Raw genomic sequence first — 12,516 nt, forward strand, 5'->3', positions numbered from 1 at the left:
GTCTTGCTCTGCTGTGGTGGAGAGGTTCTGGAGCGGGTTTCTCCAGGAAGATCGTTCCCTGGGTCGTTGGTCTGCGTGGATGGGGTGTCCCTCTTACCAACGGGGTGAGGGTCGCTGTGTTGGTTAAGCGGCAACGGGCCCGGAGAGTCGTCGTGCGGCTGGTTCCGGTGGCTGCGGGTGTGCTTTGACTTCTGCGGTGGCGGCGCGCCACCGGCGTTGCAGATTGTTGAGGAGTCGTTGTTCGACTTCGGGTGCGACGTGGGAGTAGACCTCGGTGACGCGGTTGGGTAGGTGGTGGCCGAGTCGTCGGGCTTGGGCGATCTCGGGTGCGCCGTCGGCGATGAGCCAGGTCTTGTGACTATGCCGCAGTCCATGAAACGTCAGACCGGGCCGGATAGCTACGGTGCGGGCGCGATTGCGTGGCCTGTCTTCGTTGCCGTTGACGGCCGGTTTGAGGATCCGTTGGGTGAAGGTGCTGCGCCACAACCAGTTTCCACCGTCCGCTGTGAACACGAACTCGTTGTCGTGCCGTTTGAGGTAGTCGCGCAGGAGCTTGATCAGGAACGGTGGCAGGGTGACGACGCGGGCCGAGGATGTGGTCTTCGGATTGCCGAGCCACTGCTTGTGGGCGCTCTCGTGCAGGGCGCCGAAGCCCGGGTGGACGATCAGGATGCCGCGGTCGAGGCCGAGGTTGTCGCGGTGGAGTCCGGTGAGTTCGCCCCATCTGCAACCTGTCCAGGCGGCGGTGATGATCAGCAGTCTGGCGGTGTCGCCGCCGAGTGCTTCGGCTTGGTCGGCGATGCGGAGGACTTCGTCGGGTGTGGCCCAGACGCGTTCGCGTTGGATGCGGTGGCTGCGTCGTCCGCGGCGTCTGCGTCGGTGGACGGGGTTGGCGGGGATGAGTCCTTCGTCGGCGGCGTCGGTGAGGATCATCGACAGGAGTTTGACGATGCCGGCGATGGTGGAGTTGGCGTAGCCGAGCGCGTGGAGGTCGGCGACCCATTTGTTGACGCCGAGCGCGGTGATCGCGTTGAGCGGGATGGAGCCCCACCGCAGCAGAATGTGGCAGCGGAGCATGCTGTGGTAGTTGTCGATGGTGCGTGGGTCGAGGTCGAGCGCGGTGAACCAGATGTTGACCCATTCGGCGAGGGTGGTCTTGCCGCGGGCGGGGTCGAGCCAGGTGTTGCGGCGTTGGTCGGACTCGATGTCGTTGGCGTAGTTTGTCGGCGGCCAGTTTGGTGGTGAAGCCGGAGATGGAGGCGGTGTGTCCGTCGCCGGTGTGGTAGCGGACGCGCCAGGATTGCTTGCCGATCTGTTCTGTCCAGGCCATGACGAACTCCAGGATGGCGGGGATGTGACACAGCAGTTGTGCGCCTCGATGTCCTTGACCGCAAGCCGGCTGTGGGACCCGAATACGTTGATCGAGAGCTGTCAGCTGTTGTCAGCAGCGCGTGGACTCCGCCTCTTCGCGCGTCTGTTGGTTACGTGATGGCCGACGATCGCCGTACGGCGATGGTTTGCTGCTGTTGCGCTGCGCCCTGGGAAACCGTGTTTGTCGTCCTGATCTTGGCGGCAGCGTTTATGGCGCTGGCCGTCATGCATGCCGTTGCACCTTCGCGTTGTTCGGCGTGCACGGCAGCCTCGACCACGTGCGTGCTAGCAGTTGCTCATGGCGGCCTCGTTGGTGCCTGTGTAGACCGCCACACCTTATACAGCAGTGACACGATCATCCCAGCATGCTCCCAGCCTGGGAAAGATTCGCTGCCGCGCTGCGGCGATGACTTTTCGAGCGGCACACGGTCGGAGCGCGCATGAGGCGCCACGCGCAAATTCGCTGCTTCGTTTGAGGATCGTTCGCGCGATGGGCTGGTGCGGCAGGGGTTGAGTAACCCTCTCATCGGGTGTCGACCTCCGCGTGCAAGGCCTGTGCGCCGGTCTTTCGCTCTCTGATCGGTGTCGCGCTGCTCGTCGTTCACGAGGCAGGCGCTAATTAGACACAGAGCCAGGACGGCACCCGAGCCTGCCCGAGGATGTCTGCCCGCTGACCGTTGTGGATACGTACCCACTTGTGGCCGTACTTGCGGTAGGGGATGTTTGGCGGCGTCAGGAAGTACGAGTAACACCAGCCGGAGTCGATGCGGAACGCGTCCCAGTCCTCCAGCAGCGGGGTCGACTGCCCGGGGTAGAGCCACATCTCGTCCGAGCCTGGGCACGGTGCGCCGTCTTTAGGGCACCAACTTTTGGAGACGCGAACCCGGAAAACGGACAGATTCGTCGTGGCCGAGCAGATGACCCCGACGGTGCACTTGTCGTCGGCGGACGCGGGTGAGGCAGTTGCCGCCTGGAGCAATGACGCGGAGACGGCGAGGGTGCAGGCGATCGCGGCCACGCGCCGCCAGGTGTTCTTCAATGATACGTTCATGTGTCGGACCTTTCGGTGAGCGATCTGGTTCGTTCGAGTCTTCGGCGGGGTCGGCGGCCCCAGCAAGGCCCCGAGATGGCTCCGGGACGGGTGGGACGCCGCAACCGGCGCACGCTGCGACGATGTACCGATTCCGGGACGACCGGCCTGTCCCGGAACACGTCCGAAGGCAGACCGTCCCGGCATGAACCGGTGGACGTATCGGCGGCGGATGCGTTCAGGGGTGTCGTCACGATCGTGCCGAGGATGGCAAGTGCGGCCTACACGGCCCGCGTTTGCTTCTTCATGTGGTGTCTCTCCGTCGTTGTGGGGTGATGCTCACACCGTCGCGCCTGGACCGGTGGGGGACAACGCATTCGGCGTCCCGTTCTGCCGCGGGATGCCCACCACGTGCTGACTTCCCGTTTCGCCACACGGCTGGGACGGCTGCGGGATGCTCGTGTTGGGCGAGGCCCGGACTTCGTCGCGAGCCAGGATTCTTTTTCGTATGGCATAACCCTGCGTGGCACCCAAATGTGCACGATCGCGCATCCGTTGGTGTGAATGGTGTGGTGCGGCTGAACTCGCGGTCCTCGGGGGCCGTCTGTCTCACATGGCGTGTGTCGGGGAGCGGGACACGAGGAGCTGTGGTGGGGAATTTGCGAACTGCACCGGAACTGTCTAGAACGCTGTACGAGCTGAAGGTCCGGAGCCGGCTCAGCTACGCAGGTCTGGCGCGCAAGGTGTTCATCAGTACTTCGGCGCTGCACCGGTATTGCACTGGCGCCGCGGTCCCTTCCGATTACGACCTGGTGATGCGCATCGCCAAGGAATGCGGGGCCTCCGATGTGGAGCTCACTGAGCTTCTCGGGCTGTGGACGGCTCTGACCGCACCAGAGGAGCTGGACGAGGACCTGACTGAACGTATTCCACGCGGCCGCCGGCGCAGGTGGTGGAGTCTCGTGTTGGCGGCAGTGTGCCTTGCCGCGTTGTTCGTCGCGTTGCGCCCAGGCACGCCTCAGTCGGCGAAGCAAACCGTGTCCTCATGGGAAACGGCCCCTCAGTCTCTTCCTCGTGAGCTGTTCGGCGTGACGATGAACAGCTCGACCGGGAAGATGCCGTCGTTCCGGGTCGGCAGCGTGCGGTTGTGGGACAGCCAGACGCGGTGGGCGAACCTCGAGCCGCGGCAGGCGCAGTTCGACTGGACCATTCTCGATCGGCTGGTCGCGGGCGCCAACCAGGCAGGGTTGCCGGTGTTGTTCGTGATCGGCGGGACGCCGCAATGGGCAGCACCTGATGCGCCGAGGATGGCGTACGACGACGGTTCACGCGCCGCGTTGCCCGACGACCTCGCGCACTGGGACGCGTTCGTGAACGCGTTGGCACGTCGGTACCGAGGCCGCATCGAGGCGTACGAACTGTGGGTCATGGGCAACGACTCGCGCTACTACAACGGCGGTGTGGAGCGCCTTGTCGACGCGAGCAGCCGTGCCAGCCGGATCATCAAGGGCATTGATCCGAAGGCACGGATCGTGTGCCCGGGTATGGGGCAGTTGTGGAAGGACGAAGCGCTCCAGGGCATGCGCAGGTTCGCCGAACTGCACGGCTACGACCACTGCGACGCCGCCAGCGTGAAGCTCCACCAGCGCAGCGCGGCGGAACCACCGGAGACCATGCTCGATCTGCTCGAGCGCATCGACCGCACGTTCCACCAGGCCAACGTGCACCCGTCGGTGTGGAGCACCGGCACGACCTACGAGATCCTGCTCGAGAACCCACTAGATGCCGAACGAGCACGGGCCTACGCGGTCCGGTACTTCCTCGTCGGCCTGTACGGCCGCCGTCTGAACCTGCGCCGCATGTACTTCTACAACTGGGGCGGGTCCAGGATTCCCCTCGTGCTGCAGCCGGAAGGGGGAGCGCCGACCGCGGCGGCTCTCGCCGTCGAGCAGCTCCAGAACTGGCTCGACCACGCCGAGCTGAGCGCGTGCGGCCACGGCCTGGCCGTCAACCGGCCGGAGAACGTCTGGCAGTGCCAGTTCTCGATGATCGACGCCTCGGGGCGTCACGACGCGACCCTCATCTGGACAGACAAGGGAACGGCCGACGTGGTGACCGGGCCGGGGCAGATCACGGTGCACCAGCTCGACGGTGCTACGACACAGGCCGATCCCGGCGGCACGACGCGGGTGAGTGAGCTTCCCGTACTTCTCGAACACCGGTAACGCCATCCCGCGACGTCTCGGCATTGGAGGGAAAGCCCAGGTCATCTCGAAGACGACGTCCCGGGGTATCAGAGGACGTCTCAGCCATTGCCGTGGATCGCCCTGCCGATCCACGGTGGTTTTGCGCCGGTACCGACTTTCGAATTCAGCGGCGCGAAACCAAAGGAGCACGGCATGAACCACACAACCAAACTGGCTGTCTTCCTCTCCGCGGCGATGGCGTTGCCGCTGCTGCAACCGGGAACGGCTGCTGCCGGGCCGTTGCCACCGGACTGCGTCACATTGCGCAGCTGCATCACCGATGCGGCCAAGGGCGAGCTCAACGACAGCAGGACCAACCGGGAAGCCGGTCCCAACAACTGCAACTTCTACAGCGGTTACTGGGGCACGAGCGGTGATGACAAATGCGGTGTGATCAACGGCTACAAATTCCGCTCGAACCAGTGGTGCTCCGACTTCGCCCGGTTCGTCTGGAAGGTCGGCGGCGCACGGGTCACCGGCCTGGATCCGTGGGCAGGATCCTTCTACCGCGCCTATCGGGGCCGCTTCCACGCGAATGGCGGCGGGTATGTGCCCGCACCCGGTGACGCTGTTCTCTACGACTGGGACGGGAGCCGACCGAGCCTCGGCCGAGACGGCTGGGACGTCGACCACGTCGGCATCGTGACCGGGTACGCCAACGGGCGGCTCAGCACGATCGAGGGCAACGTGTCCGGCGGCGCGTCCCGCGACGGCGTTTTCGCCAAGAACCGCGACACCAAGCGGGTCGTGGGATACGTCTCGCCGCTTCGCAGGTGACTGTGTCCTGACGACGAGTGCTGGGGGCGAGCGATCGCCCCCAGCACCCTGTTGATCAGCACCGTCTGCTCTGGCCTACAGAAAGTGTCGACGCGGTAGCGCCGAGATGTCGGCGGGAGCACCCTTATGCAGTGAAGTGTCCACGTTGGTGTCGACGCTGTGTAACCCTTGTGTTGCAGGCACTTCGTGACGCTTCTGGTGAGTCTCACGCTGAACGTGGTGGAGCAAAACTGGAGCACAGCAACGAGCTGAACATCACCGAACGGCGTTGAACGGCAGTCAATGGTACTGGATGTCCTGGGGTTCTTGGGTTCCCGCTGGTCAAAGTCCTTTGTGGATTTTACCGGCAGTGTGAGGGTCAGGGGTTCGAGTCCCCTCAGCTCCACTATTTGATACAGCATACGAATCGCCCGCTGACCTGTGTAAACAGGTTCGGTGGGCGATCTTCGTTTGCTGTCCACTGTGGACGGTGTTGCACTAACTGGAGCACGGCCCGCAGCACCGCGAAATAGGGTCACAGTTTGCTCCAGAAGCGTGCCGCCCGTCTGGGTGATGTTTGGTCGGGACCTTCGGGATCGTCGTAGACCACGCCTGGGCGATGCAGGCGGCTGCAACGCCACAGGGCACTGGTTCTTGGCGCAGCGGGCGTTTGGGGGCGGCCATCCGGGCGTTGTCCGGTCACGATGGTGCCGGATTGGGCGTATGGAGTCGGGTCAATGCAATGAGCGACAAGGACATCTACCTCTGCGGCTGACCTCGCACCCCGGCGGTCGGGGTCACGGCAGGTACGGTTCGACCGGCCACGCTCGCACATCCTGAGGAGTCGCATGCTGCGCACCGACTGGTACCAACTTCCACTCGGCGCCCGGTCCGCAATCGAGGCGCAGGCAGGCACGGTGCTGAACGCGACGACAGCCTCCTCCGAAGGACTCAACTCCGAAGTCGCGGTAGCCCTCCAACTGGAGAACGGGAAGAAAATCGTCCTCAAGGGTCTGCGAGTCGATCATCCCGGCGTGGTAACCCAACACCGCGAAGCGATGATCGCCCCCTTCGTCGGCGACGTCACCCCACGGCTGCTGTGGCAGATCGAAGTCGAAGGCTGGAACTTCCTTACCTACTTCCTCAACCGGAGCCTGACCCGGTTTCCCGGACACGGTTGGTGTGGTGATCATGACCGGGGACCTCCTGGGTGTCCGGTAGGGACTGGTGGACCTGAGTGGTTGGTGTCCCACCGCCATGAGGCCCACACCGCGGCACCGAGGCAGATGGCTCCGAACAGGACGGGGACCGCTCTTGGGTTCACGCTTGCTGTTGGGCGCGAACGGTTTCACGGTCCGGGCTAGTCGCCACGGTCGCCGACGGTGCGGTGCGGGGCCAGGTCCAGGCATGTCGCACGATGAGGGCGAGAAGGATCAGTTCCAGCACGATGCCGAGGCCGTAGAAGTACAGCCAGGACTCGCCCACCGCGTTGAACGCCGTGACGGGGACGTAGAGCGAGGCGACGGTGAGGTTGGTGACGCGGTTCGCCCTGGCGGGCAGCGTCATCGACAGCACGACCATGAGGATCGGGATGGCCACGAGGGTCAGCGCCGTGGTCGAAAAGGTCTGGGAGAGGTCGAACTCGAAGACCTTGCCGTTGAGGATGTCTTTGATGACGCCGGGCGTGAAGAAGTTGAGAATGTCCACATAGGCGTAGAGGAACATGAAGCTTGTCCACGTTGCGGCGAGCTTGGCTCTCACCGGGATCCGCTGGTCTTCCAGAGTGGCGGCGGTGGGTTGACGTGTTGTCATCATGGGCTCCGTTGTTGTGGTGAGGATCGGTAGGCCCACGATCGCTGAACCCGGCGGCGGGCGCCCCGGCCCGGAGGCTGGGGTTTGCCTGGCCGATGGCATGGTCTCTCTCCTGTTCTTTCGGCTGGTACGCCTGGGCACGCCGAGCCCTAGGCTGGAGCCGTGGTCACTGTCCGGCGTTCCATCTGGCGTGAGCCGCGGCCTGCTGACGCCCCACCCATCGGTCGGCTCGACTGGCTGCTGGTGGGCGTGGTCGCGGCCGCGGCCCTGGTCGAGGGCATCGCTCGGCCGGGCTTGGCCTGGCAACCCCTTGTGACGGTGCTCGCCCTGGCGCTGACGCCTGCCCTGCTCTGGCGGCGGGGCCACCCCCTGATGGCCGCCCTGGTCGGATGGGGCGTCGCCGGGCTGCTCTCGGTCCTCCAGCTGACTGCGCACGCCGGGGACGTCGGCCTCTACTCCACGATGGCCGTCCTGATCCTGCTCTATTCCCTGGTGCGGTGGGGCTCGGGACGGGAGATGGTCCTGGGGACGGCGTTCGTGACAGTCGTCGTCGCGCTGGGGATGTACGCCTCCGCTGCGGGCTTGGCCGACGTTTTCGGCGGGAGCGTCCTCTTGCTGTTGTTCGTCGCCCTCGCGGCGGTCTTCCGCTACCGCGCGGACCTCTGGCATCGCCAACAGCGCGAGATCCGCAATCAGGAGCGGGTGGCGCTGGCGCGCGAGCTGCACGACACAGTGGCCCACCACGTCTCGGCCATCGCGGTGCAGGCGCAGGCCGGTGGTGTGGTCGCCGGCATCCAGCCTGAGAAGGCTGCCGAGTTCCTGGCCGTGATCGAGTCTGAAGCGTCGCGAACCCTGGCGGAGATGAGATCCATGGTGCGGGTGCTGCGGGAGGAGGAAGCCGTCGCCTACGCACCGCAGCGGGGTGTGGCGGACCTGCCTGCTCTGGCGCGCGCCGACGCGACGCCCACCATCGAGGTCTCGCTGGACGGTTCGTTGACTCGGCTGGCACGACCTGTGGACACCGCGCTCTATCGGCTCGCGCAGGAGTCGCTGACCAACGCCGTACGGCACGCCCGGAGCGCGACCCGCGTCGGGATCGACGTACGCCGGGAGGGCGACGCCGTCAGACTGCGTGTCAGCGACGATGGACAGACCGAACCGGGGCCAGCCCCGGAGCCTGGGTTCGGCCTGCTGGGCATGGCCGAACGCGCCCAGCTCCTCGGCGGATCGCTCTCCGCGGGGCCGGGGCCCGAGGGTGGCTGGGTGGTCGAGGCCGTGCTGCCGGTGGAGGCGTTGGGATGAGCATCCGTGTTGTCGTAGCCGACGACCAGGACTTGATCCGGACCGGGCTGGTGACGATCCTCGGCGCGCAACCCGACATCGAGGTCGTGGGGGAGGCAGCAGACGGGCTCGCAGCGCTCGACCTGGCGACCCGGCTGCGTCCCGATGTCCTCCTCGTCGACATCCGGATGCCCGGGCTCGACGGCGTCGAAGTGACGCGGCGCCTGGCCGGGTCGGACGTGACGGACCCGATGGCGGTCGTCGTGATCACTACCTTCGACCTCGATGAGTACGTCCTCGGCGCCCTGCGCGCCGGCGCCCGCGGCTTCCTGCTCAAAGACGCCGGTCCGGCGCTCCTCGTGCAGGCCATCCACGCGGCGGCCAACGGGGACGCGCTGATCGCCCCCAACGTCACCAGTCGGCTGCTGGCGATCTTCGCCGACCAGGCGCCGGTGGTACCGGTCCAGCCCATCGACCCGCTTACCGAGCGCGAGGAGGAGGTGCTCGCGCTGGTGGCACGGGGCCGGACCAACGCAGAGATCGCCACCGAGCTCTTCGTCGGCCTGAGCACGGTCAAGTACCACGTCGCATCGTTGATGACCAAGCTCGGCGCACGCAACCGCGTCGAGATCGCGATGTGGGCATACGACACCAGACGCGTGAGAGCCCATTAGTGGGTACAGAGGACTCGATGAAGGGGTTGTGTCACGGCTCCCTGGGTGGGATGAACAGCATCCCGGTCGTCGGCCAGCCCACTCGGTCAGCGCAGCCGCGATCATCTCCGGCCCGTTGTCCGACCGCAGCACCGCCAGGCCACCCCCACCGCGAGTGGCCGTGATCCGGTTCAGTTCGGTGGCGAGCACTTCGCCGGTGATCGAGCGCTCGACCAGTCCGCCGAGACATTCACGGGTGTGCTCGTCAACCAACGACAGGATCTTGACCGGTCGACCGTCGGTGGTCGAGTCGAACTGGAAGTCGATGGTCCACACCATGTCCGGCCCAGCTGCGGACGGCACTGGCGGCACTGTGGAGGACCCGACCCGCTTGCGGCGACGCTTCACGACCACGCGGAGGCCTTCCTCGCGCCACAGCCGCTGGATCTTCTTGTGGTTGACGGTCCAGCCCTCACCGCGGGCGTCGTGGTAGGCGCGTCGGTGACCCCAGCGGGGATGCTTGCCCGCGTACTCACGCAGCCACGCCCGCAGGGCGTTCATGAGCGAGTCCTTTCACACTGATCGTGCTGCAGCAGAACTGGAGCAGTACCAGGAGCGCAACGGCGCTCAACGGCGCTGAACAGCGGCTAGTTGCGTTGGAGTTGTTGGTGTTCTAGCGTTTGTGCTGACAGAAGTCCTTTGTGGACCAAACTGGCAGTGTGAGGGTCAGGGGTTCGAGTCCCCTCAGCTCCACTCTTTGAAAGAGTCCGTCTGATCGAGCGGTTTTCGCTGGTCAGGCGGGTTTCTTGCTGTTCTGGGTCTGATCTTCGGTGATCGTGTTGTGCTGACCCTGTGGAGCAGTTCTGGAGCGGGATTCTCCAGCCTGATCATCAAGCTGGTCGCTGGACTGGGTGATCGTTATGCCCCTCCCGCCGGCGGTGTAAGGGTCAGCGGGATCCGTTACGTGGCAAGTGGTCCGGACACGTGGCGTTGTGACGGCTCGGGTGCGGCCGGGTGCGCTTTCACATTGAGGTCGGCTTCGTGCCAGCGGCGCTGTAGGTCGTTGAGGAGTCTGAGTTCGACTTCGGGTGCGACGTGCGAGTGGACCTCGGTGACGCGGGTTGGGCAGGTGGTGGCCGAGGGCGTCGGGCTTGGGTGATCTCGGGCGCACCGCCGGCGATGAGCCACGTCTTGTGACTGTGCCGCAGTCCGTGGAATGTGAGGCCTGGGCGGATCGGCACGGTGCGGACGCTGATCGTGGACAGTGTTCGTTGCCGTTGACCGCGGGCTTGAGGACGCGGCGGATGAAAGTGCTGCGCCATAACCAGGTTCCGCCTTCGGTGAACACGAACCCGTTGTCGTGTCGTTCGAGATGCTTGCGGAGCACGCTGATGAGGAACGGCGGCCCTGCGACCGGTCAGCTCGCCGCAGGCGTCGGCGTGCGCGCGGTTGGCGGTGCTTCGTGCAGTGCTTGGCGGCGGACGCCGCGGACGAGCAGGTAGCCGATCATCCAGAACTCGCCGATGGTCGCGGGAAAGACGAGAGCGTCGGCGACCACCGGTACGTCGGGGGCGAGGTATCTGACAAACGTGCTGAGCAGGTATCCGACGCCGCCGCCGACGAGGATCCAGCCGAGGGCGCGCGGCATCCAGCCCGAGCGGAGCACGCACCAGCCCATGGGGATGAGCCACAGGCCGAAGAACAGTCCTCCCACGCCCCACATGTCGCCGCTGACCAGGTACAGCAGTTGGACGGTGGCTGCCGCGTCCCCGACCGGGTCGAGCGCGACTTGGACCGCCGTGGCCAGCAGTGCCGCGCTGACGAGGATCACGACCGCGTTGACAAGGCCGAACACGGCGATGCCGCCGGCGGCGAGCGGGACTGCGGTGCGGAACAGGCGGTAGAACCACACGGCGGCGAGGGCCTGGGTGACGACGATGAGCAGCTCGAAGGCGACGCCGGCGCGGGCGAGCGATTCGTGCTCGACCAGGTTGGCCAGTGTCGCGTCGGGGTTGTCGGCCGCAAAGAGTTGCGACCGGATGAGCAGGAAACCGACTAGGCCTGTGATGGCGAGGCCGAGGTAGAGCAGCCCGGTCGTGCGTGCGGTACGGATCAGCGCGTGCATCGTGGCTCCTTCGGAGGCCGTGCCGGCTCGTGATGGTGATCGGATCCGACTACCATTCTTACGTCGTAAGGTGACCATACGTTGTAAGGTGAGCGCAAGAGTTGGGAGCCCGGTGGCAGCGAAGGCGTCTCGGAAGCCGCTCAGTCGCGAGCGCGTGCTGGCTGCGGCGATCGCTCTGGCCGATGCGCAGGGGATTCAAGCGTTGACGATGCGTCGCCTCGCCAGCGATCTCAACGTTGAGGCCATGTCGCTCTACTACCACCTGCCCGACAAAGAGGCCCTGCTCGACGGCGTCGTCGAGACTGTGATCGCCGAGGTCGGCCGCCTTGACCCGAATGGCGGTGACGAAGACTGGCGGACGCGGCTGCGGCAACAGTTCCTCGCGGCGCGTCAGGTCATGGTGCGTCACCCGTGGGTCCCTGGGCTGCTGGGCTCGCGCCGGACCATCCCAGCCAGCGTGTACGGCTACTACGACGGGATCGTGGGCACCCTCGTCGGTGCTGGGTTCTCCTACCACCTCGCGCACCGGGCGCTGCACGCGTTCGGCAGCATGCCGCTCGGGTTCGCGCAGGAGATCTTCAGCCCGGAGTCAGCCGGCGGGAGCATGGAGGTCGATGCCGCGGAGGCGGACCTGGCCGTGATGGCCGCGGCCCTGCCGCACCTGACCGCCATGGTGGCAGCCGAGGTCCACGACAGCACCGACCCCGCGCTCGGGTGGTGCGACAGCCAGATCGAGTTCGAGTTCACCCTCGACCTGCTCCTGAACGGACTCGAACGCCTCCGCGGTTAGCTCCCTACCGGCCCGCCTCACGCCCGATCGATGGCCGCCGCATCGCGACCATGAGCGGACGGGTGCCCGGCTGATGTCGCATTCAGGAAGTGGGGCGTGTTCAACTCCCATGCCTCCGAAGGCAAGGACGACATCGTTCGCCCGCTTGCCCACGCGCTTCAGGAACCTGGAGCTGCGGGTTTGGTGGTGACGAACTCGAACTGAAGTCGGCGACAGCCTCCGCCGCAAGATCGACCAGGCATCTCCAACAGCGCGTTCGGGTCGTTGTGCTCTCCGGGTAGCCCTTCGTCAAGGGTGGGCGCAGTACGAGTTGGACTGTCTGACCACCCGAACCGTCCGGCTATCTGTCCTACGCGGAGTGAGCGAGAGATGCTTGTGTCGTAGGCACTTGTGTGCGTCCTGCGGTTCTTTCTGTTCTGGGGTTGATCTTCGGTGATCGTGTCGTACTGCCC

The 12,516-nt window shown here is 65.7% G+C and carries 10 protein-coding genes, 1 tRNA gene and 2 pseudogenes; 7 read left to right on the plus strand and 6 right to left on the minus strand.

Annotation, left to right across the window (positions count from 1 at the left end):
* Positions 1-123 precede the first annotated feature (123 nt).
* A complete protein-coding gene (locus tag FKR81_RS30275) occupies positions 124-1,422 on the minus strand; it encodes a tyrosine-type recombinase/integrase (RefSeq protein ID WP_328593171.1) in 1,299 nt (432 codons plus the stop codon).
* 568 nt (positions 1,423-1,990) lie between these two features.
* Complete coding sequence (locus tag FKR81_RS30280; RefSeq protein WP_146357029.1) at positions 1,991-2,422, minus strand: hypothetical protein; 432 nt, start codon at positions 2,420-2,422, stop codon at positions 1,991-1,993.
* Positions 2,423-2,736: 314 nt separating this feature from the next.
* Between FKR81_RS30280 and FKR81_RS46060 the strand changes: the two are divergent.
* The 3 genes and pseudogenes from FKR81_RS46060 to FKR81_RS30290 form a co-directional block, all read left to right on the plus strand.
* Positions 2,737-3,255 (plus strand): annotated as a pseudogene (locus tag FKR81_RS46060) (helix-turn-helix domain-containing protein); the annotation flags it as partial.
* 234 nt (positions 3,256-3,489) lie between these two features.
* Positions 3,490-4,626 (plus strand): beta-galactosidase, encoded by a 1,137-nt coding sequence (locus FKR81_RS44465; RefSeq protein ID WP_222598449.1) that lies wholly within the window; start codon positions 3,490-3,492, stop codon positions 4,624-4,626.
* 174 nt (positions 4,627-4,800) lie between these two features.
* Positions 4,801-5,424 (plus strand): CHAP domain-containing protein, encoded by a 624-nt coding sequence (locus FKR81_RS30290; RefSeq protein ID WP_146357033.1) that lies wholly within the window; start codon positions 4,801-4,803, stop codon positions 5,422-5,424.
* Positions 5,425-6,200: 776 nt separating this feature from the next.
* Here the strand turns inward: FKR81_RS30290 and FKR81_RS30295 are convergent.
* The gene (locus FKR81_RS30295; protein WP_146357035.1) at positions 6,201-6,596 is read right to left on the minus strand and encodes a hypothetical protein; all 396 of its coding nucleotides are present in this window, start codon (positions 6,594-6,596) and stop codon (positions 6,201-6,203) included.
* 127 nt (positions 6,597-6,723) lie between these two features.
* A complete protein-coding gene (locus FKR81_RS30300) occupies positions 6,724-7,215 on the minus strand; it encodes a DUF6326 family protein (protein ID WP_146357037.1) in 492 nt (163 codons plus the stop codon).
* Positions 7,216-7,377: 162 nt separating this feature from the next.
* On the opposite strand from FKR81_RS30300, the gene FKR81_RS30305 reads away from it, so the two are divergent.
* On the plus strand, positions 7,378-8,517 hold the full coding sequence (locus tag FKR81_RS30305) for a sensor histidine kinase (RefSeq protein WP_146357039.1): 1,140 nt from the start codon (positions 7,378-7,380) through the stop codon (positions 8,515-8,517).
* The gene (locus FKR81_RS30310; RefSeq protein WP_146357041.1) at positions 8,514-9,170 is read left to right on the plus strand and encodes a response regulator; all 657 of its coding nucleotides are present in this window, start codon (positions 8,514-8,516) and stop codon (positions 9,168-9,170) included. Before FKR81_RS30305 ends, FKR81_RS30310 begins: the two co-directional genes overlap by 4 nt.
* A gap of 34 nt (positions 9,171-9,204) precedes the next feature.
* On the opposite strand, the pseudogene FKR81_RS30315 reads toward FKR81_RS30310, so the two are convergent.
* Positions 9,205-9,704, minus strand: a pseudogene (locus FKR81_RS30315) (transposase); the annotation flags it as partial.
* Between the two features lie 103 nt (positions 9,705-9,807).
* Here FKR81_RS30315 and FKR81_RS43810 point away from each other — a divergent pair.
* Positions 9,808-9,902, plus strand: a tRNA-OTHER gene (locus tag FKR81_RS43810).
* Positions 9,903-10,566: 664 nt separating this feature from the next.
* Here FKR81_RS43810 and FKR81_RS30320 read toward each other — a convergent pair.
* Complete coding sequence (locus FKR81_RS30320) at positions 10,567-11,274, minus strand: DUF4386 domain-containing protein (RefSeq protein WP_146357043.1); 708 nt, start codon at positions 11,272-11,274, stop codon at positions 10,567-10,569.
* A 154-nt stretch (positions 11,275-11,428) separates the two neighbouring features.
* On the opposite strand from FKR81_RS30320, the gene FKR81_RS30325 reads away from it, so the two are divergent.
* Positions 11,429-12,064 (plus strand): TetR/AcrR family transcriptional regulator, encoded by a 636-nt coding sequence (locus FKR81_RS30325; protein WP_268891589.1) that lies wholly within the window; start codon positions 11,429-11,431, stop codon positions 12,062-12,064.
* Positions 12,065-12,516: the final 452 nt, after the last annotated feature.

It is taken from the genome of Lentzea tibetensis, assembly GCF_007845675.1.
GTDB classification, from domain to species: domain Bacteria; phylum Actinomycetota; class Actinomycetes; order Mycobacteriales; family Pseudonocardiaceae; genus Lentzea; species Lentzea tibetensis.

What these genes read in the sequence shown, in the direction of transcription:
- FKR81_RS30320 (WP_146357043.1), bottom strand. Translation starts at nt 11,274, where the DNA reads ATGCACGCGCTGATCCGTACCGCACGCACGACCGGGCTGCTCTACCTC.
- FKR81_RS30310 (WP_146357041.1), top strand. Translation starts at nt 8,514, where the DNA reads ATGAGCATCCGTGTTGTCGTAGCCGACGACCAGGACTTGATCCGGACC.
- FKR81_RS30290 (WP_146357033.1), top strand. Translation starts at nt 4,801, where the DNA reads ATGAACCACACAACCAAACTGGCTGTCTTCCTCTCCGCGGCGATGGCG.
- FKR81_RS30280 (WP_146357029.1), bottom strand. Translation starts at nt 2,422, where the DNA reads ATGAACGTATCATTGAAGAACACCTGGCGGCGCGTGGCCGCGATCGCC.
- FKR81_RS30295 (WP_146357035.1), bottom strand. Translation starts at nt 6,596, where the DNA reads ATGATCACCACACCAACCGTGTCCGGGAAACCGGGTCAGGCTCCGGTT.
- FKR81_RS30300 (WP_146357037.1), bottom strand. Translation starts at nt 7,215, where the DNA reads ATGACAACACGTCAACCCACCGCCGCCACTCTGGAAGACCAGCGGATC.